16 protein-coding genes are annotated in these 20,196 nt (G+C 66.5%); 8 read left to right on the plus strand and 8 right to left on the minus strand.

The genetic code is table 11. The annotated features are described in order from the left end of the window. Nucleotides 1-172 precede the first annotated feature (172 nt). Nucleotides 173-982, minus strand: a complete 810-nt coding sequence (locus tag QCE48_RS03400; protein ID WP_309786105.1) for a helix-turn-helix transcriptional regulator — start codon at nucleotides 980-982, stop codon at nucleotides 173-175. Between the two features lie 132 nt (nucleotides 983-1,114). Between QCE48_RS03400 and QCE48_RS03405 the strand changes: the two genes are divergently transcribed. Then, complete coding sequence (locus QCE48_RS03405) at nucleotides 1,115-1,867, plus strand: class I SAM-dependent methyltransferase (RefSeq protein ID WP_309786104.1); 753 nt, start codon at nucleotides 1,115-1,117, stop codon at nucleotides 1,865-1,867. Nucleotides 1,868-1,909: 42 nt separating this feature from the next. Here the strand turns inward: QCE48_RS03405 and ppc are convergent, their stop codons facing one another. Further along, the gene (gene ppc / locus QCE48_RS03410; RefSeq protein WP_309786102.1) at nucleotides 1,910-4,951 is read right to left on the minus strand and encodes a phosphoenolpyruvate carboxylase; all 3,042 of its coding nucleotides are present in this window, start codon (nucleotides 4,949-4,951) and stop codon (nucleotides 1,910-1,912) included. Between the two features lie 250 nt (nucleotides 4,952-5,201). On the opposite strand from ppc, the gene hemC reads away from it, so the two are divergent. Genes hemC through QCE48_RS03425 form a run of 3 tightly spaced genes read left to right on the plus strand, consistent with a single transcriptional unit; the run spans nucleotide 5,202 to nucleotide 9,477 of the window. Then, on the plus strand, nucleotides 5,202-6,203 hold the full coding sequence (gene hemC, locus QCE48_RS03415; RefSeq protein WP_309786101.1) for a hydroxymethylbilane synthase: 1,002 nt from the start codon (nucleotides 5,202-5,204) through the stop codon (nucleotides 6,201-6,203). Then, nucleotides 6,203-8,284 (plus strand): fused uroporphyrinogen-III synthase HemD/membrane protein HemX, encoded by a 2,082-nt coding sequence (gene hemDX / locus QCE48_RS03420; protein WP_309786100.1) that lies wholly within the window; start codon nucleotides 6,203-6,205, stop codon nucleotides 8,282-8,284. The genes hemC and hemDX overlap by 1 nt, the downstream gene beginning before the upstream one ends. After that, complete coding sequence (locus QCE48_RS03425; RefSeq protein WP_309794079.1) at nucleotides 8,284-9,477, plus strand: heme biosynthesis protein HemY; 1,194 nt, start codon at nucleotides 8,284-8,286, stop codon at nucleotides 9,475-9,477. Before hemDX ends, QCE48_RS03425 begins: the two co-directional genes overlap by 1 nt. 71 nt (nucleotides 9,478-9,548) lie before the next feature. On the opposite strand, the gene QCE48_RS03430 is transcribed toward QCE48_RS03425, so the two are convergent. From QCE48_RS03430 to trxB, 5 genes are all read right to left on the minus strand, one after another. After that, a complete protein-coding gene (locus tag QCE48_RS03430) occupies nucleotides 9,549-9,872 on the minus strand; it encodes a rhodanese-like domain-containing protein (RefSeq protein WP_309786099.1) in 324 nt (107 codons plus the stop codon). 2 nt (nucleotides 9,873-9,874) lie between these two features. Then, nucleotides 9,875-10,528, minus strand: coding sequence for a protein-L-isoaspartate O-methyltransferase (locus QCE48_RS03435; protein WP_309786098.1), 654 nt, complete (start codon nucleotides 10,526-10,528; stop codon nucleotides 9,875-9,877). A gap of 93 nt (nucleotides 10,529-10,621) precedes the next feature. Beyond that, nucleotides 10,622-11,242: a trimeric intracellular cation channel family protein gene (locus QCE48_RS03440; protein WP_309786097.1), complete on the minus strand. Its 621-nt coding sequence runs from the start codon at nucleotides 11,240-11,242 to the stop codon at nucleotides 10,622-10,624. Continuing rightward, a complete protein-coding gene (locus QCE48_RS03445) occupies nucleotides 11,232-12,056 on the minus strand; it encodes a Smr/MutS family protein (protein WP_309786096.1) in 825 nt (274 codons plus the stop codon). Before QCE48_RS03445 ends, QCE48_RS03440 begins: the two co-directional genes overlap by 11 nt. A gap of 213 nt (nucleotides 12,057-12,269) precedes the next feature. Next, nucleotides 12,270-13,265: a thioredoxin-disulfide reductase gene (gene trxB, locus QCE48_RS03450; protein ID WP_309786095.1), complete on the minus strand. Its 996-nt coding sequence runs from the start codon at nucleotides 13,263-13,265 to the stop codon at nucleotides 12,270-12,272. Between the two features lie 325 nt (nucleotides 13,266-13,590). Between trxB and QCE48_RS03455 the strand changes: the two genes are divergently transcribed. Continuing rightward, nucleotides 13,591-15,909 carry a DNA translocase FtsK 4TM domain-containing protein gene (locus QCE48_RS03455; RefSeq protein ID WP_309786094.1) on the plus strand — a complete coding sequence of 773 codons (2,319 nt, stop codon included), beginning with the start codon at nucleotides 13,591-13,593 and terminating at the stop codon, nucleotides 15,907-15,909. A 25-nt stretch (nucleotides 15,910-15,934) separates the two neighbouring features. Next, a complete protein-coding gene (lolA, locus tag QCE48_RS03460) occupies nucleotides 15,935-16,597 on the plus strand; it encodes an outer membrane lipoprotein chaperone LolA (RefSeq protein ID WP_309786093.1) in 663 nt (220 codons plus the stop codon). Here the strand turns inward: lolA and QCE48_RS03465 are convergent. After that, nucleotides 16,587-17,504 carry a LysR family transcriptional regulator gene (locus tag QCE48_RS03465; RefSeq protein WP_309786092.1) on the minus strand — a complete coding sequence of 306 codons (918 nt, stop codon included), beginning with the start codon at nucleotides 17,502-17,504 and terminating at the stop codon, nucleotides 16,587-16,589. The genes lolA and QCE48_RS03465 overlap by 11 nt on opposite strands. Before the next feature lie 127 nt (nucleotides 17,505-17,631). Here QCE48_RS03465 and speB point away from each other — a divergent pair, with 127 nt between their 5' ends. Together speB and QCE48_RS03475 are read left to right on the plus strand one after the other, a co-directional pair. Continuing rightward, nucleotides 17,632-18,648: an agmatinase gene (gene speB, locus QCE48_RS03470; protein WP_309786091.1), complete on the plus strand. Its 1,017-nt coding sequence runs from the start codon at nucleotides 17,632-17,634 to the stop codon at nucleotides 18,646-18,648. A 60-nt stretch (nucleotides 18,649-18,708) separates the two neighbouring features. Then, the gene (locus tag QCE48_RS03475; protein WP_309786090.1) at nucleotides 18,709-20,196 is read left to right on the plus strand and encodes a cytosine permease; all 1,488 of its coding nucleotides are present in this window, start codon (nucleotides 18,709-18,711) and stop codon (nucleotides 20,194-20,196) included.

Genomic DNA, 20,196 nt, shown 5'->3' on the forward strand with positions numbered 1-20,196 from the left:
CGGGGAAAAAGAGCGGGAGACCGTCGGGGAAACAAGAAACGAGAGCGTCCTGCGACGAGAGCGCGGGCATGGCTCATTGCGTGTCCCCGTTCTCGCCGGCGCATCCGGGGAGAACGGTTCGCCCGGCCGGCCTCGGCCGGGCATTTTTTTGGCGCCGCTTTTGCCCAGCGCGTTACGCGCCGCCGACCAGAATCACGAGCTTCAGATCCTCGCGATGCGCGGGCTTGAACGTAATCTGGTCGAAGATCAGCCGTCCGCGTACCGGATGATCGAACGCGCGCTCGCCGCCTTCGCGCTCGCCCACGTCCTGCGACGCCCAGAAGCGCGCGAACGCGTCGCTCGCGGCGGTGAGGCCGTCGATCAGCGCGCGCGTCGGCGCGTCGTTCAGATGGCGGATCGAATCCGCGCGAAACTCCGCGACGAGCCGCCGCGCGCGCGTTTCCCAGTCGACCACCAGTTCCAGCGCCTGCGGCGTCGTGAACATATACGTCAGCAGATTGCGGTCGTGCGTCCCGTCGAGCCAGCCGACGAACAGGTCCGACGCCTGCGGATTCCAGCGCAGCGCATTCCACTGGCGATCGAGCACATAAGCGGGCGCGCCGATCAGCGACACCGTTTGCAAGAGCGCGGCGGGCGCGTCCTGCGCGGCCGGATCGGGCTCGGCGGGATCGCGCTCGCCGGCGAGTTCGAACAGATACGCGCGCTCGGCGCGCGAGAGCTGCAGCGCGACGGCAATGCGCGCGAGCGCGTCGGCGGAGGCGGAAACCGGGCGTCCCTGCTCGATCCACGTGTACCAGGTGGGACTCACGCCGCAAAGTTGCGCGACTTCCTCGCGGCGCAGGCCCGGCGTGCGGCGGCGCGGGCCGGGCGGCAGGCCGACCGCGAGCGGCGAGAGCCGTTCGCGATGCGCGCGGATGAAATCGCCGAGCGCCCGCGCGGGCGTGACGTCGGTGTCGTGCTTTTGCGTGGACAGGGTGGTCATGAAACGTTGGTGAATCCGGGCGGGTAGTTTAGATACCGGAATAATCGCTTGACTTGTACCGGTACAGAGCGGGCTCTATTGTAGCGGCACGGACTCCACCGACAACCCGAACTCAACCCCACGGAGCAATCGATGAAACACCATGACCAGGTCGCCGACGCCTTCGGCAGCACCGCCGCCGCCTATTTGACGAGCGCCGTCCACGCGACGGGCGCCGACCTCAAGGAACTGGCGCGCCAGGTCTCTGCGACGCCGCAGGCCGAGGTCCTCGATCTCGGCTGCGGCGCGGGACACGTGAGCTTCGCGGTGGCGCCGCACGTGAAATCGGTGGTGGCCTACGACATCGCCGAGCCGATGCTCGCGACCGTCGCCGGCGCCGCGGCCGAGCGCGGGCTTAACAACGTCCGCACGCAGCAGGGGCCGGCGGAAAAGCTGCCGTTCGCGGATGCGTCGTTTTGCTGGGTGCTCTCGCGGATGAGCGCGCATCACTGGCACGACGTGCCGGCGGCGCTTCGCGAAGTGCGGCGGGTGCTGAAACCGGGCGGCCGCGTGGTGTTCGTCGATATCGCGGGCGCCGATCATCCGCTTCTCGACACGCACATTCAGGCGATCGAATTGCTGCGCGACGCGTCGCATATCCGCGACTATCGTGCCGACGAATGGACTGCGCTCTTCGAAGCGGCAGGTTTCGCCGCGAAGGTGACGAGCCGCTGGCGCCTGCCGCTCGAATTCGCTGCGTGGGTCACGCGCATGCGCACGCCCGCGGAACGCGTCGTGGCGATCAAATCGATGTGGAATAACGCGCCGGACGAGGTGCGCAAGTACTTCGCCGTGCAGGCAGACGGCTCGTTCGAACTCGACGCGATGATGATCGAAGCGAGTTGAAAAAAGCGGCGGCCGCGCGAACCACGCGGCCGCCGCCGTCCGTCAGCCGGTATTGCGCAGGCCCGCCGCGATACCGTTGATGGTCAGATGAATGCCGCGCCGCAGACGCTCGTTCTGATCACCCGAGCGGTGGCGCTTGAGCAGTTCCACTTGCAGGTGATTGAGCGGATCGAGATACGGGAAGCGGTTCTTGATCGAACGCGCGAGCAGCGGGTTGTCGGCGAGACGCTCGCCCTTGCCCGTGATTTCCGCGAGCGCGTCCGACGTGCGCGCCCATTCCGCGACGATCCGCTCGAACACCTGCTTGCGCAGCTTCTTGTCCGCGACGAGTTGCGCGTAGCGCGACGCCACCGCGAGATCCGTCTTCGCCAGCACCATGTCCATGTTCGACAACAGGTTCGCAAAGAACGGCCAGCTCTTGTGCATCTTCTTGAGCGTGGCGAGGCGTTTCGCGCGCTCGGCGTCGCTGCCCGCGCTGTCGAGATACTGCGCGACCGCGCCGCCGAACCCGTACCAGCCGGTCAGAAGCAGCCGGCATTGTCCCCACGAGAAGCCCCACGGAATCGCCCGCAGATCTTCGATCTTGCGCTGTTTCGGGTCCTGGAGCTTGCGCGAAGCGGGCCGGCTGCCGATGTTCAGTTCCGCGATTTCCGCGATCGGCGTCGACGAAAAGAAGTAGTCGGTGAAGCCGGGCGTCTCGTAGACGAGCGCGCGATACGACGCCATCGCGGCATCCGACAGCGTCTGCATCGTCGTTTCGAAGAGCGGCAGTTGCGCGGGCGAGTTCTCGTGCGGCAGGAGCGTGGCTTCGAGTGTGGCCGCGACGACCGTCTCCAGATTGCGCCGCCCGATCTCCGGATTGCCGAACTTGCTCGCGATCACCTCGCCCTGTTCGGTGAGGCGGATCTGCCCGTCGACGGTGCCGGGCGGCTGCGACAGGATCGCCTGATAGGTCGGGCCGCCGCCGCGTCCGACCGTGCCGCCGCGCCCGTGGAAGAGGCGTAAGGTCGTGCCGCGCTCCTTGAACAGCGCGACGAGTGCCAGTTCCGCGCGATACAGCTCCCAGTTCGACGTGAGAAAGCCGCCGTCCTTGTTGCTGTCCGAGTAGCCGAGCATCACTTCCTGCTCGCCGCCCTGATTCTCGACGAGCGCATCGACGCCCGGCAGCGCGAACAGTTCGCCCATGATGACGGGTGCGTTGCGCAAGTCGGCGATGGTTTCGAAGAGCGGAATCACCATGAGGCCGCCGCGCGCGGGGTCGTCGTCGCTGCCAAGGCGCCCTTGCAGCACGCCCGTTTCCTTTTGCAGCAGCATCACTTCGAGCAAATCGCTGACGGTTTCCGTGTGCGAGATGATGTAGTTGCGCACGGCGCGCTCGCCGAATTTCTCGCGGGTCACGCGCGCCATTTCCAGCACGCCGAGTTCGCTCTTCGCAAGTTCGGAATAGGGCGCATATGGCAGACGCAGCGGCCGCGGCTGCGCCAGCTCCTTCAGCAGCAGCGTGCGCTTGTCTTCTTCGGAAAGCGCGGCGTAATCCGCCTCGACGCCCGCGCGCGCGAACAGCTCCGCGATCACCGCTTCGTGGATGTCCGAACTCTGCCGCAAGTCGATGCTCGCGAGATGGAAGCCGAACACTTCGGCGGCGCGGGCGAGGGGCGCGAGACATTGCGTCGCGAGCGATGCGCCGTGATGCTCCCCGAGCGAATCGATCAGCACGTGCAGATCGCGTGCGAACTCGGCGGCGTCGGCGTAGGGCGTCGCGCGCACGGGCGCGGCGCCGCGGCCCGCGCTGCGCACCGACACGACGCCTTCGCCGAGCCGCACGCGCGCGCTCGCCGCGAGCCGCGTGTAGATGCCGATCAGCGCGCGCCGGTACGGTTCGTCCGTGCGATGCGGCGACTGGTCGGGCGAGGCGTCGGCGAGCGCTTTCAGCGCGTCGCTCGAACCGGCGAGCAGGTTCGACACCGACAGTTCCGCGCCGAGCTTGTGCACCTGCTCCAGATAATGTTCGAAGATCACCGTCGCCTGCCGCGTGATGGCGGTTTCAAGCGTCGGCCCGGTGACGTTCGGATTGCCGTCGCGGTCGCCGCCGATCCAGCTTCCCATCTGGAAAAACGGCGGCAGGCGCGCGGGCAGGCCGTGTTCGGCGAGCGCGGCTTCGATGTCGGCGTAGAGCGCGGGGATTTCCGCGAGGAAGGTCGCGCGGTAGTACGAGAGCGCGTTCTCGATTTCGTCGCCGACGGTCAGGCGCGAGTCGCGCAGCATGCGCGTCTGCCAGAGCGACGTCACGCGCGCGCGCAGGAGCGACTCGTTGTGCGCGCGCTCGCGCTCGGTCAGTTCCAGGTCGCGCTCGGCGAGCAGGCGCGCGATGTCGTGCTGCGCGTCGAGAATGCTTTTGCGCTGCACTTCGGTCGGATGCGCGGTCAGGACGGGGACGATCAGGGCGTCGTCGAAGAATTTTTGCAGCAGCGCCTTCGTTTCCGAATTCTTCGATTTCGCCTGCATCTGCTCGATGGCGTAGGCGATCGTGCCGGGCTGCGGCGCCGAGCCGGCGAGCGCGTGGATGCGGCGGCGGCGGTTGTGATGCCGGTCCTCGGCGATGTTCGCGAGATGCGAGAAGTAGCTGAATGCGCGCACGACGCTCACGGTCTGCGCGGGCGTGAGCTGCTTCAGGCGCTTTTCGAGCGTTTGGGACGCGTCGCGGTCGTCCTCGCGGCGGAATTTCACGGCCGTCTGACGAATCGCCTCGACGACGTCGTACACCGCGTCGCCTTCCTGCTCGCGCAGCACTTCGCCGAGCAGGCGGCCGAGAAAGCGGATGTCTTCGAAGAGCGGGCGGTCCTTGTCGTCGCGGGCGCGGCCCGACGCGCGCTTCGCGGCGGGCTCCGCGCGCTCGACGGATGCGCCGTTCGGCCTGGGCGCCGCTTTCGAGGACGGCTTGCTCTTCACGGCAACGGCCGCTTTCGACGACTTGCCCGCGGTGGCGGCGCGCGTAACGACGGTGGATGACGGCGACGGCACGGCGGGCGCGTCGGGCAAAGCAGCATTGCGGCGCGCGCGGCGCGCCGATCCGGAAGACGTCACGATGGGTTCCTCTTGGAAGCCAGGACCCATGTACAGAGGGCGACGAAGTCACTGCTACCTTCGTCGGTCGTGCGTGAAAAGGGATTGGCTACGGCCTTGCTTGGCCGGGACTCTCTGGTCCCTCGTCTCCTCCCACGACGCCCGCGCACGTGCCTGGCACAAGGCTCGGGCGGGTTGTCCGTCTGTAAATGGACCCTGGCGTGCGTGCTACCATTGTTTGTTATCCATCCCGTCATTTCACCGAGCATCAATGAATTCCGAGACGCATTCCACGACACCACCCAAAAGCCTTGTGATCGCTTCGAGGGAGAGCCGGCTCGCGATGTGGCAAGCGGAGCACGTGCGGTGTGCGCTGCACAAATTATATCCATCTTGCGACGTAAAAATTTTAGGAATGACGACGCGTGGCGACCAGATTCTCGATCGCACGCTGTCGAAGGTCGGCGGCAAGGGCCTGTTCGTCAAGGAGCTGGAAGCCGCGCTCGCGGACGGCCGCGCCGATCTCGCGGTGCATTCGCTCAAGGACGTGCCGATGGAACTGCCCGAAGGCTTCGCGCTTTCGACGATCTTGGAACGCGAGGACCCGCGCGATGCGTTCGTCTCGTCGCACTACGGCTCGCTTGGCGAATTGCCTCAAGGCAGCATCGTCGGGACCTCCAGCCTGCGCCGTGAAGCGATGCTGCGCATGCGCTTTCCCCATCTCGACGTGCGGCCGCTGCGCGGCAATCTCGACACGCGGCTCGCCAAGCTCGATCGCGGCGACTACGCGGCGATCATTCTGGCGGCGGCCGGTCTCAAGCGGCTCGGGCTGGAGTCGCGCATCCGCGTGCTGCTGAACCCCGACGAAAGTCTGCCCGCGGCCGGGCAGGGCGCGCTCGGCATCGAGATTCGCGCCGATCGCGCCGAACTCGCCGCGTGGCTCGCGCCGCTGCATCATCCGGAGACGGCGGCCGCCGTGGAAGCGGAGCGCATGGTGTCGCGCGCGCTCGGCGGCAGCTGCGAGGTGCCGCTCGCCGCCTACGCGACCTGGCGCGACGGCGCGCTCCATCTGCGCGGCTGCGTCGCGACGCCCGACGGCACGCGCGTGCTCACCGCCGAGGACACGGCGAGCGCGCCGGACGTCGCCGGCGCGCTGGAACTCGGCCGCCGCGTTTCCGCCGATCTCGAAGCCCAAGGGGCAATGGACATCGTGCGCGCGCTTTCCACGGCAAGCGGCGCCCGCGTGCCGCCCGCCGCGACGCCTGCCGCCTGATGACGAGCGCACGACGCGTCACCATCGTCGTCACCCGGCCGATCGGCCAGTCCGCCACACTCCTCGCGCTGTTGGCCGACGCGGGCTTCGACACGCTCGAGTTTCCGCTGATCGACATCGCGCCCGTCGCCGACGAGGCGCCGCTGCGCGCGGCCCTCGACGAACTCTACGGGCCGCAGAAATACGCGCTGGTCGTGTTCGTGTCGCCGAATGCAGTCGATCACGCGTTCGGCAAGCTCGCCGCCCCGTGGCCGGCGGACGTGCCGGTGGCGGTCGTCGGGCCGGGCAGCGTCGCGGCGCTCGCGCGTCAGGGCGTCGCGGCGCCGGCGCATCGCGTGATCAGCCCGTCGGCGGAAGCGGCGGATCCGCGTTTCGATTCCGAAGCGCTGTATGCCGCCATCGAAACGCAGTTCGGCGCGAACGGCCTGGAAGGCAAGCGCGTCCTGATCGTGCGCGGCGACGGCGGGCGCGAATGGCTTGCCGAACGCATGACAGAAGCGGGCGCGACGGTCGAGAAAGTCGCAGCATACCGGCGCATCGTGCCCGAACCGTCGATGCAGAAGTGGGAGCGCATTCACGCGCTGCTCGCCGACGAGCCGCACGCGTGGCTGCTGACGAGTTCCGAAGGCGTGCGCAATCTCGACGAACTCGCGCGCGAGCACCTGAGCCCCGACGAAACCGCGCGACTGAAGCGCGCGCCGCTCGTGAGCCCGCATCCGCGCATCGCCGAAGCCGCGCGGCAGGCGGGTTTTGATAGGATTACGGTGTCCGGCGCCGGCGACGAGCGCATCGCCGAGTCGCTCAGGACGGTATTCGCCAGCGAGGCCGGACGCGACGCCGAAGCACCGGCCAGCGCAACGCCGCGCGCGACACAAGGGCAGACGAAGACCTCCAATGCGGAATCCACGCCGACGGATTCCAAACCGGCCAGAGCGCCGGCCCACCAACCGGCTCAATCACGCATGACTGATTCGAACGATTCCAAGAAAGCTTCACCTCAGCCGACCTTGACGCAGCCCCTGCCGCCGAACACGCCGTTCACGCCCTACGAGGCGCAGCCGAAGAAAAGCAGCGCGGGAACGGCGCTGCTGTGGCTCGTCATCGTGATTCTCGCGGTGGCGGCGGGCGGCGGCGGCTTCCTGCTGAACCGCAAGTTCGATCGCACCGACCAGCAGATCGCCCAGCGCCTGCAGGCCAACGACGCTCAAACCGCCGACCTGCGCGCGAAAGCCGACCAGGCCGCGAGTTCCACGGGCGCGCTCAACACGCAGATCATCCAGTTGCAGGGCAAGTTGAACGACGCCGAAGCACACAGCCAGGCGCTGCAGCAGCAATACCAGGATCTCGCGAGCAACCGCGACGACTGGACCATCGCCGAAGTCGAGCAGATCCTGTCGAGCGCGAGCCAGCAGTTGCAACTGACGGGCAACGTCCAGCTCGCGCTCTTCGCGCTGCAAAGCGCCGACACGCGTCTCGCCGCCGCGACCGGACCGCAGATCGTCGCGATCAGGAAGGCCATCGCGCAGGACATCGACAAGCTCAACGCCACGCCCAGCACCGATCTCACCGGCCTTGCCATCAAGCTCGACACCGCGATCAGCCAGGTCGACAACCTGCCGCTCGCGGGCGAAGCGCCGATCGAGCGCGCGAGCGCGAAGGCGGCCGCGCCCGGCGACAGCGCGTCGATTGCGGCGGCGACCGGCCAGCCGCGCTGGAAGGTGCTCTGGCAGCAGTTCGTGAGCGGCATCGGACAGCAGTTGTCGAGCCTCGTGTCGGTGCGCCGCATCGACAACGCCGACGCGATGCTGACCTCGCCCGACCAGGGCTATTTCGTGCGTGAGAACGTGAAGCTGCGGCTGTTGTCGGCGCGTCTGTCGCTGCTCTCGCGCAGCGAACCGACGCTCAAGTCCGACCTGCGCGCCGCCGATGCCGCGCTCGGCCGCTACTTCGATCCGTCGTCGAAGAAGGTCGCGTCCGTGCGCGATCTCGTGAAACAGGTCGATCAGGCGTCGCTCGCGGTCGCCGTGCCGAACCTGAACGAAAGCCTGGCCGCGGTCCACCAGTTCAAGCGAGGCGGATGATGACGATTCGTGGACTCATCTGGCTGGCGCTTTTGTTCGCGGTCGCGGTCGTCGTCGCGACAGTCGGCGGGTTCAACGGCGGGCAGGTGCTCATCGTGTTGCCGCCGTATCGCGTCGATATTTCGCTCAATCTCTTCGCGGTCGCGCTCGTCGTGCTGTTCATCGTGCTCTACGGGCTGATCCGCGCGGCGCGCACCGTCTGGAAGATGCCGCGGCGCGTCGCGGCCTATCGCGCGCGCAGCAAGCTCGCGAAGGCGAACGCGTCGCTGCGCGATGCGATCGGCCATCTGTACGCGGGCCGCTTCTCGAAGGCGGAGAAGGCGGCGCGCGACGCCCTCAGCGTCGACGACAACAAGGGCGCCGCCGGTCTCGGGGGCGCGAACGCGGCGCACCGGATGCACGAGTACGCGCGCCGCGACGCGTGGCTCGGCCAGATTACCGGCGCGGAATGGCAGGACGCGCGCCTGATGGCGACCGCCGACATGCGCGCCGACGGCCGCGACGCGGACGGCGCGCTCGTCGCGTTGACCGAAATGCAGGCGCAGGGCGGCCGGCGTCTGCACGCGCAGCAGATCGCGCTGCGCGCGCAGCAGCAGTTGAAGAACTGGGGCGAGGTGCTGAAGCTCGTCAAGATGCTGGAGAAGCGCGAGGCGCTGCATCCGGCGGTCGCCGTGCGTCTGCGGCAGGTCGCGGCGGAAAACCTGCTGCGCGACCGGCGGCACAATCCGGATGCGCTCCTGGAACTGTGGCAGTCGCTTTCGCCCGCGGAACGCCAGTCGCCGCGTCTCGCCGATCTCGCCGCCGAACTGCTGATCGCGCTCGACAGGCGGCAGGAAGCGCGCAAGATCGTCGAGGAAGCGCTCGCGCACAACTGGGACGCGCGGCTCTTGCGTCGCTATCCCGACTGCGTGTCGGGCGGCGACGCGCTGCCGCTCATCCAGCGCGCGGAAGCCTGGCAGAAGGAGCGCACCGAAGACGCCGACCTGCTCTTCACGCTCGGCCGGCTGTGTCTGCATCAGCAGTTGTGGGGCAAGGCGCAGGCGTTTCTCGAATCGGCGCTCAAGCTCGCCGACAACGAGCCGCTCAAGATTCGCACGCATCGCGCGCTGGCGCGCCTGCATGAGCAGCTCGGCGATACCGAGAAGGCGAGCCTGCATTACCGCGAAAGTGCGCTGGCGATGAACGTGGTGTAATCGTCAGGACGAAAAAAAGCCGCATGCGCTTCTGGCGCATGCGGCTTTTTTGCTTCTGGAGCCGGGAAAACCTAGTACGTCGGCACGCCCGGATCGACCTGACGCGACCACGCATCGATGCCGCCATACAGGTTGAACACCTGCGTGAATCCGCGCGATTCCAGGAACATCCCGACTTGCGCGCTGCGTGCGCCGTGATGGCAGATGCAGACGATCTGCGCTTCGTCGTCGAGTTCTTCGCTGCGTGCGGGGATGTCGCGCATCGGAATGGCGACGATGTTCGCCAGCTTCGCCGTTTCGAGTTCCCACGGCTCGCGCACGTCGAGCAAAACGGGCGCGGGGCGCGACGAATCGGCGAGCCAGGCGGCGAGGTCGGTGACGGAGAGATTCTGCATGATCAGAACTTGAAGCGCGGCGGCTGCACGGCGTTCGTGAGCGGCGCGACGAGCGTTTCGAAGATGTCGGAGACGCGGAACTGCTTCTCGTCGACACGCGTGATGATCTGCGCTTTCATGACGGGCGCGTCGCCGACGAAGGCCGCAATCCGCCCGCCGACCTTCAGTTGCTCCAGCAATTCCTGCGGCATGACGGGCAGGCCGCCCGACACGCAGATGACATCGAAGGGCGCGCCGCCTGCCCAGCCGAGCGCGCCGTCGCCGGTGACGACATGCGCGTTCGACACCGCGTTGGCCGCCAGATTCTGTTCCGCGAACGCGGCGAGTTCCGGCGAGATTTCGACGGTGGTCACGCTGCGGCCGCGCGCGGCGAGGAGCGCCGCCATGTAGCCCGAGCCCGCGCCGATTTCGAGCACCGTTTCGTGCTTCGTGATGGCCAGTTCCTGCAGCACGCGCGCCTCGACCTTCGGCGACAGCATGCGCTCGCCGCCCGGCAGCGGAATTTCGAGGTCCGCGAACGCGAGATTGCGATACGCGGTGGGCACGAAGTTCTCACGCTTGACGATCGACAACAGGTTCAGGACGTCCTGGTCCAGCACTTCCCAGGGACGAATCTGTTGCTCGATCATGTTGAAACGCGCTTGCTCGATGTTCATGTTCAGTCTGCGGGAATCGGTAGGGGAACCGGCCGATTGTAGCAAATCGCGGCCCCGAAAGCCTTCGCGGACCGCTTCGTGGGCCGCATCGCGCTAGTGCGGCAGCCGGATATCGAGCTTGAAGGTGACGAGCCGCGCGACGAGGATGAACGCCGTCGACACGAGGACCGCGTAGATCGTGTCGAATTCGATGCGTTCCAGCCCGAGGTACAGCCAGCAGCCCGCGAACGCGCATACCGCGTAGGGCCGCGAGTCGCGCAGAATCAGCGGAATCTCGTTGCAGAGCACGTCGCGCATCACGCCGCCGAACACGCCCGTGATCACGCCCATCATGACCGCGGTGAAGGCAGGCATTTGCGCGTCGAGCGCGGCCGATGTGCCGGAAATGCTGAAGAGACCGAGGCCGATCGCGTCGGCGACGAGCAGCATGCGTTCGTCGAACAGGCGCGTCGTCATGCGCAGCAGGATCGGCGCGAAGATCGCCATCACGAAGATGACGAGCACGTAGTCCTGATGCTCGACCCAGTAGAACGGCCGGCGCGACAGCAGCACGTCGCGCACCGTGCCGCCGCCGAACGCGGTCGCGAGCGCGACGAGAAACGCGCCGACGGCGTCCAGCCGGCGCTTTCTCGCTTCGATCAGCCCGGAGAGCGCATAAGAGAGGAGCGCGAGCGCCTCCATCAGCGAGATGGCGAGCGTGAGCCTAGGATGCACTGCGCGGGTCCTTGCGGCTGACTGTTTCGTGCGGGTCCAGCGGATGTCCGCGATGACGCGGCGCGCCGCCGGGTTGCAACAGCACGAGCACGGCGCCCGCGCCGCCGTCGTGCGGCCGCGCCTGACAGAACGCGATCACTTCCTGCTTCTGCACGAGCCACGCGCGGACCTTGCCCTTCAAGACGGGCTCGCGGCCGATGGAACCGAGCCCCTTGCCGTGGATCACGCGCAGACAGCGCAACCCGCGCTTGACCGATTCGCGGATGAATTCCGCCAGCGCCTCGCGCGCCTCGTCGCGGCGCATGCCGTGCAAATCGAGTTGCGCCTGCACGATCCACGCGCCGCGCCTCAACTTCCTCACGACTTCCTGGCTCACGCCGGTGCGGCAGTACGACAGCGTCTCGTCGATGTCGAGGAGGCTTTCCGGATCGTATTCGTCGGAGAGCGCTTCCTGCAGGACCGCTTCTTCGTCTCGGCGCGTCTGCAACGGCACGGGCGGCGGCGGAATGCGCGTCACCGTCTGGCGCGGCGGCGTCTTCAGCGGCTCGACTTCGCCGATCGAGCGACGGAACACGTCGGCGTCCGCGATCGCTTCGCGTTGCGCGCGCGCCGCCGCCACGCGCTCGAGTTCGCGCTTCGCGGCGTCGGCTTTGAGCGCGCTCTTCAGGTTCGCGAGACCGGCGAGGCCGTCGCGCTTGAGCGATTCGGCTGCGTCCGCGAGCGTCGCGGGCGGCTCGCCGGCGCTCGCAGCCGGGCGCGCCGCGGGCGTGCGCCGCGGCTTCGGTTCGTTCGGATGGGGCAGATTCTTGGGCATCGCACTGGAAGGCGTTGGTGAAGCGGTGCTTGCGGATGCGTCCGCGCGAGGCGTCCCACGCGAAAGGCCATAAAAAAAGGCCGCGGAGACATCCGCGGCCTTTTCGTGCGCTCTGGGCGCAGGCGCCGGTGTGTCGACCGTCACTCGCGCTCGTTCGCAACGTGCTGACGGCGCGGTGACACTATTTTACCGGCCGCCCGCGACGCGCGCCTTTCAGCGGTCTTTCTCGTGGCTCATCGAATGCGGTGTCGGCGTTTCGTCGATGCTTTCGAGATAGCGCTGCGCGTCGAGCGCGGCCATGCAGCCCGTGCCAGCGCTCGTGATCGCCTGGCGATAGATGTGGTCCTGCACGTCGCCGGCGGCGAACACGCCGGGAATGCTCGTCGACGTGGCGTCGCCGCTCGCGCCGCCCTTCGTGATGATGTAGCCGTTCTTCATCTCGAGCTGGTTCGCGAAGAGATCGGTGTTCGGCTTGTGGCCGATCGCGACGAAGATGCCTTGCAGCGGGATGTCGGTGGTTTCGCCCGTCTGCGTGTGCTTGACGCGCAGCGAGGTGACGCCGGACTGGTCGCCCTGTACTTCGTCGAGCACGTGATTCCACTTGATCTCGACGATGCCTTCCTTTTCCTTCGCGAGCAGCCGGTCGATCAGGATCGGCTCGGCGCGGAACTTGTCGCGGCGATGCACGACCGTGACCTTCTTCGCGATGCCCGCGAGATAGAGCGCTTCTTCGACGGCCGTATTGCCGCCGCCGATCACGGCCACTTCGCCGTTCTTGTAGAAGAAGCCGTCGCAGGTCGCGCAGGCGGACACGCCCTTGCCCATGAACAGCTCTTCCGACGGCACGCCGAGATACTGCGCCGACGCGCCCGTCGCGATGATCAGCGAATCGCAGGTGTACTCGCCCGAATCGCCGATGAGGCGCAGCGGCCGCTCGTTGAGCTTCGCCGTATGGATGTGGTCGAACACGATTTCCGTGTTGAAGCGCTCGGCGTGCTCCAGCAGGCGCTGCATCAGTTCGGGACCCTGGACGCCCATCGGGTCGCCGGGCCAGTTTTCGACGTCGGTGGTCGTCATCAGCTGGCCGCCCTGCGCGAGACCGGTGATGAGCAGCGGCGACAGGTTGGCCCGCGCCGCGTAGACGGCGGCGGAATAGCCAGCGGGGCCGGAACCGAGAATCAGCACTTTGGCGTGTTTGGGCGAGGACATGAGAGCAATTCCGTTGTTGATGGTTTCGATCGAAGGGATGCAACTTCGGCGCCGCGCGGCGGGTGGTTCGCGCGCGGGCGCGGGCGCAAAACCGGTCGATGAACCCTAGTTGGGCGCAAAGACGCCATTATAAAGGTCCGCAAGAAGGCTCACCGAGTGAACCTTTCAATGGCGGCGATAGCGCCGGCAGGGCTTTCAGGCGTGTTACAGGATGAAACGCGCGGCCCTTTTTGACCGCTCGCCGCAATGCAGCGTTTACAATGGGCGACCGACACATTCGGCCCGCTCCTATCGATGCGAGGCCGTGAAAAAGCCTCACGGATCAATGGCAAAAGCTACCTATTCTGCGAGCGCGCAGGCGTTGCCGCATCGCATGTCGCGCCTCTTCACCGAAATTCGCTGGATTCTCCAGGTCGCGCTCGGGCTGTTCCTGCTGATGGCGCTCGTGAGTTACAGCCGGCGCGATCCGAGCTGGACGCATGCCGCGAGCGTCGATCACATCGGCAACTGGGCGGGCCGCGTCGGCGCGTGGATGTCCGACATCCTGCTGCTGCTCTTCGGGCTCTCGTCCTACTGGCTGATCGTGCTGCTCGCGCGGCGCATCGTCGCGAACTACCGGCGCATCACGCAGCCCGAGGCGCCCGTCGACACCGACGCGCATAAAGACCGCACCTGGCTCGCGGAAGCCTTCGCGTTCGTGCTCGTGCTGCTTGCGAGCGACGGCATCGAGGCGCTGCGGATGTGGTCGCTGAAAGTGCAGTTGCCGCGCGCGCCCGGCGGCGTGGTAGGCGAGGCAATCGCGAAGAACATGATGCACGCGTTCGGTTTCACCGGCGCGACGCTCTTTCTGCTGATCGCGCTCGCGATCGGTTTGTCGCTGTATTTCCGCTTCTCGTGGCTCTCGGTGTGCGAGAAGACCGGCGACGGCATCCTGTCCGCGATCACCGGCGCGCGCCTGCGCCGCGAAGCGGGCCGCGACCGCAAGCTCGGCGAGGAAGCGGCCTCGACGCGCGAAGGCAAGGTCGTGAAAAGCCGCGTGAAGATCGAGGACCACGAGCCGGTGATGATCGTCCCGCCGGTCGCGACGCCGGCGAAGTCCGAGCGCGTCGAGCGCGAGAAGCAGGTGCCGCTCTTCAAGGACCTGCCGGGCGACTCCACCTTGCCGCCGATCGCGCTGCTCGACGCCGCGCCCGAAGTAAAGGAAACCATCTCCGCCGATACCCTCGAATTCACCTCGCGCCTGATCGAGAAGAAGCTGAAGGACTTCGGCGTCGAGGTGAGCGTGGTCGCGGCGTATCCGGGGCCGGTCGTCACGCGCTATGAGATCGAACCCGCGACGGGCGTGAAGGGCAGCCAGATCGTCGGGCTCGCGAAGGATCTGGCGCGCTCGCTGTCGCTCGTGTCGATTCGCGTCGTCGAGACGATTCCGGGCAAGAACTGCATGGCGCTCGAATTGCCGAACCAGCGCCGCCAGACCGTGAAGCTCTCGGAAATCCTCGGCTCCGAGGTTTATGCCGATGCCGCCTCGCCGCTCACGATGGGGCTCGGCAAGGACATCGGCGGCAAGCCGGTCTGCGCCGATCTCGCGAAGATGCCGCACTTGCTGGTCGCGGGCACGACGGGTTCGGGCAAGTCGGTCGGCATCAACGCGATGATCCTGTCGCTGCTCTACAAGGCGAGCGCGGACCAGGTCCGCATGATCCTGATCGATCCGAAGATGCTCGAAATGAGCGTCTACGAAGGCATTCCGCACTTGCTCTGCCCGGTCGTCACCGACATGCGGCAGGCCGGCCACGCGCTCAACTGGGCGGTCGCCGAAATGGAGCGCCGCTACAAGCTGATGAGCAAGATGGGCGTGCGCAATCTCGCGGGCTTCAACAACAAGATCGACGAAGCCGCCAAGCGCGACGAAAAGATCCCGAATCCGTTCAGCCTCACGCCCGACGAACCGGAACCGCTCACGCGCCTGCCGAACATCGTCGTCGTGATCGACGAACTCGCCGACCTGATGATGGTCGTCGGCAAGAAGGTGGAAGAGCTGATCGCGCGGATCGCGCAGAAGGCGCGCGCGGCCGGCATCCACCTGATTCTCGCGACGCAGCGGCCGTCGGTGGACGTCATCACCGGTCTCATCAAGGCGAACGTGCCGACGCGCATGGCGTTCCAGGTGTCGTCGAAGATCGATTCGCGCACGATTCTCGACCAGCAGGGCGCCGAGTCGCTGCTCGGCATGGGCGACATGCTTTATCTGCCGCCGGGTTCCGGGCTGCCCGTGCGCGTGCACGGCGCGTTCGTGTCCGACGAGGAAGTGCACCGCGTGGTAGACAAGCTGAAGGAGCAGGGCGAGCCGAATTACATCGAAGGCATTCTGGAAGGCGGTCTCGCGGGCGAAGGCGACGAAGGCGCGGCGGGCGGCGCGGGAACCGGCGGCGCCGATGGCGAGTCCGACCCGCTATACGATCAGGCCGTCGAGGTCGTGATCAAGAACCGGCGCGCGTCGATCTCGCTCGTGCAGCGGCATCTGCGGATCGGCTATAACCGCGCGGCGCGGCTACTCGAACAGATGGAAAACTCCGGGCTGGTTTCAGCGATGTCGTCGAACGGCAATCGTGAAATCCTCACGCCGGCCCGCGACGCGGAGTAAGCGCTTCACCTTGGAGAACGAATTCATGCAGCAGAAGTGGTTCAAGCAGACCGTCGGAGCGATGCTCGCGGGCGCGTCGATGTTCATCGCGTCGCAGGCTTTCGCGGGCGGCACCGAGCAGTTGAAGGCGTTTGTGTCGCAGGTCCACGCGGCGCGCGGCACCTTCGTGCAGCAGGAAGTGAAGGCGCCGAGCAAGGCGGCGAGCCAGTCGAATGCGCCGAAGACGGGCGGCACGTCGAGCGGCACGTTCTTGTTCGCGCGTCCGGGCAAGTTCATCTGGTCGTATGAAAAACCGTATTCGCAAGTGCTTCAGGCCGACGGCGACAAGCTCTACGTCTACGACAAAGACCTGAATCAGGTGACGGTGCGTCCGCTCGGCGGCTCGCTCGGCGCGAGTCCGGCGGCGATTCTCTTCGGCAGCAACGATCTGGAAAAGAACTTCACGCTGCGCGACGCGGGCGTGAAGGGCGGCATCGACTGGCTGGAACTGACGCCGAAGGCGAAGGACACGCAGTTCGAGACGGTCGGCATCGGCTTTAAGGACGGCAATCTCGAAGCGATGGAACTGCACGACGTCTTCGGCAACGTGACGCTGCTCACGTTCTCGAACATGCAGAAGAACCCGCCGCTCAAATCCGATCAGTTCAAGTTCGCGGTGCCGAAGGGCGCGGACGTCATCAACGGCTGACCGGCTCGTCGCCGGTCGCGTGGGCGGCGTTCATGTCCTCGATGAACGCTTCCACGATGTCGTTTCTCAGTTGCCGCGCGCGCGTGACCATCTGGAACGCCACGCGGTAACGCATGAGCGCCGGGTTCAGCGGCGCGAGCGCTCCCTCCCTCACATGCGGCGCCGCGAAGTGCTCGGGCAGATAGCCGAGATGATGGCCCGACAGCACGAGCATCGCGACGGCCTCCATGTTGTCGGCGACCGCGGTGATGTTTCTCGGCGACATGGCATCGGCTTCCGGCAGCGGATAGCTGCGCCACGCCCATTCGAAATCGGCGGCGCGCTCCGGATCGACTTCGCCCGCTTCCTGAAAAAGCGGATGCCGCCGCGCGCAGTACGCGTACTGATCCTCGGCGAAGATCTGCGTGTATTCCAGCGACGGCACGCGATGCCAGAAATAGCCGATCGCCACCTGAATCCTGCCCGCGAGCAGTAATTCCTCCAGCTCGCCCGGCGAGCGCACCAGCACCGAAAACCGCACCGATTCGTCGCGTTCGCGAAACCGCGCGATCGCCTCGCTGATGCGCGCGCTCGCCGCGACCGGCGTGTGGCCGATCAACCCGAGCGCGAGCGTTCCCACGAGCTTCTTGCCGACGTTGCGCGCGGTCATATCGAACGTGTCGATGGCGGCGAGCAGCGTCCGGCACGCCTCGACGAACTGCCCGCCGCGTGAAGTCAGCGAGAAACCGCTGCGTCCGCGTTCGCACAGGCGATAGCCGAGTCGCGTTTCGAGCGTCGCGAGTTGCGTGCTGATGGTCGACTGGCCGACGTTGAGCGTCGCCTGCGCGGACGAAATCCCGCCCGCATCGACGATCGCGAGAAACACGCGGATAAGCCGCAAGTCGAGGTCGGAGAGGTGCGTGAACATGGCGGCGCCCGATACATCGATAAAAATCGATGTGAAGTTAATTTCGTCGCCATTTTAACTTCTCGCGAGAGCGCCTATTAATGGAGGGTGAACCGATAAAACCTTCCACGGGAAACCATCGAACGCCATGAATACATTTTCACATTTCGCACCGGCCGAGCACTTCGACTCGCATTTCACCGCGCCGGACCATCGCGACGAGCGGCCGCAGCCGCTGTCCGGCAACCAGATGCCGCGCTGCGGCGGCATCACGACGATGATGCGCCTGCCGCACGTGCATACGGCGGCGGGGCTGGATGCGTGTTTCGTCGGCGTGCCGTTCGATCTCGGCACGTCGAACCGGACCGGCGCGCGTTTCGGCCCGCGTCAGGTGCGCAGCGAATCGGTGCTGCTGCGCCCGTACAACATGGCGACGCGCGCCGCGCCGTTCGATTCGCTGCGTGTCGCCGACATCGGCGATGTCGCGATCAATCCGTACAACCTGCTCGATTCGATCGACCGCATCGAGCGCGCCTACGACGAAATCCTTGCGCACGACTGCAAGCCGCTGACGCTCGGCGGCGACCACACGATCGCGCTGCCGGTCCTGCGCGCGATCGCGAAGAAGCACGGCAAGGTCGGATTGATCCACATCGATGCCCACGCGGACGTCAACGACACCATGTTCGGCGAGAAGATCGCCCACGGCACGCCGTTTCGCCGCGCGGTGGAAGAGGGCTTGCTGGACTGCGGGCGCGTCGTGCAGATCGGCCTGCGCGGCACGGGCTACGAAGCCGGCGACTTCGACTGGTGCCGCGAGCAGGGCTTTCGCGTCGTGCAGACGGAGGAATGCTGGAACAAGTCGCTCGCGCCGTTGATGGAAGAAGTGCGCGCGCAAATGGGCGACGGGCCGGTGTACATCACGTTCGACATCGACGGCATCGATCCGGCTTTCGCGCCGGGAACGGGCACGCCGGAAATCGCCGGGCTGACCGTGCCGCAGGCGCTCGAAATCATTCGCGGGGCGCATGGGCTGAACATCGTCGGCGCGGATCTGGTGGAAGTCGCGCCGCCTTACGATCCGTTCGGCACCACGGCGCTGCTCGGCGCGAACCTCGCGTTCGAATTGCTGTGCGTGCTGCCGGGCGTCGAGCGGCGCGCCTGAAGATTCAATGCGCGCGGTAACCGGCGCCCAAACAGAAAAAACCAAGCGAGACAACCGCAGATGCGTAACGAAGAAGTCATCGGCCTGCCCCACGCGGGGCCGGCCCTCGAAGTCGAAAGTCATTCGATCGATTACATCCCGGAGAGCGAGCGCCACGCGCGGCTCTCCGGCCAGGGACCGTTCTGGTTCCTCGGCAATTTTCACTTTTTCACGATTTCGATCGGCTTCGTCGGGCCGGGCATGGGACTGTCGGCGGGATGGACGACGCTCGCCGGCGCGCTCGGCATCATGTTCGGCACGATCTTCATGGCATTTCACGGCTCGCAGGGGCCGGAAATGGGATTGCCGCAGATGATCCAGTCGCGCGCGCAGTTCGGCTATCGCGGCGTGATCCTCGCGCTGCTCGCGACGCTTTTCGTGTTCGTCGGATTCAACGTCGTCAATGTTTCGCTGATTACGGACGGCCTCAAGCACGTCTTCGGGCTCGACGCGACGCTCGTCGCCGTGGTGGCGATCGCGGCCGGCGCGCTTTTGTCGATCTACGGGCACGACCTGATGCATCGCGCGTTCAAGTGGGCGCTGATCGCGACGCTGCCGCTCTACGCGCTCGTCTCCGTCGCGCTGCTGTTCGGCGCCGGCCACGCGCCCGCGGCGCCAGCGGCAAACGCGCCGCATCTCGGCTTTAGCTGGATCGCGTTCGCGACGCAGTTTGCGATCGGCGCGAGCTACAACATCTCTTACGCGCCCTACGTCTCCGACTACTCGCGCTATCTGCCGAAGAACACGAGCCGCACCAGGCTGATCGCCGCGATATTCATCGGCGCGGCGCTGTCGGGCACCTGGATGATCGGGCTCGGCGCGTGGCTCGCGCAGGAATTGAAGGCGTCGGATGCGCTCGTCGCGCTGAATCAGGTCGGTTCGTCGGTCGTGCCGGGGCTCGGCAGCGTGATCGTGTTCGTCTCGGTGGCGGGCTTTTTGCCGATCATCGCGCTCAACACCTACAGCGCGATGCTGACGCTCTTGACCGGCGTCGATTCGATTCGCCGCATCAAGCCGTCGCGCGGCGCGCGCGTGGCCTCGGTGATCGCGATCAGCGCCGTCGTGCTCGCCTGCGTGCTCGCGATCAAGGGCAACGGCATCGCGCTCCTGAACACGTTCCTCGTGCTGATGCTGTACTTCCTCGTGCCGTGGACGGCGGTCAATCTCGTCGATTACTTCTTCGTGCGCCGCGGCCGCTATGCGATCGCGCACTTCTTCACGCCGAAGGGCATCTACGGCGCGTGGCAGATGCGCGGCATCGTGGCTTACGTGGTGGGCTTCGTCACGATGATCCCGTTCTTCTTCATCTACGACGCCGCGGCCGAGAAGGCCGTGTTCGAAGGCTATTTCGCGCGGCTGCTCGGCGGCGTGGATCTCGCATGGCTCGTGGGGCTCGTCGTGTCGGGCGGCGTGTACTGGATTCTGAGCCGCTCGCTCGATCTGGAAGCCGAAGAGCGCGTGATTCGCGATCTGCACGACAGCGTCCTGATGCGCCGCGACGAGCACTGA

Source organism: Caballeronia sp. LZ024 (assembly GCF_031451455.1).
Taxonomy (GTDB): domain Bacteria; phylum Pseudomonadota; class Gammaproteobacteria; order Burkholderiales; family Burkholderiaceae; genus Caballeronia; species Caballeronia telluris.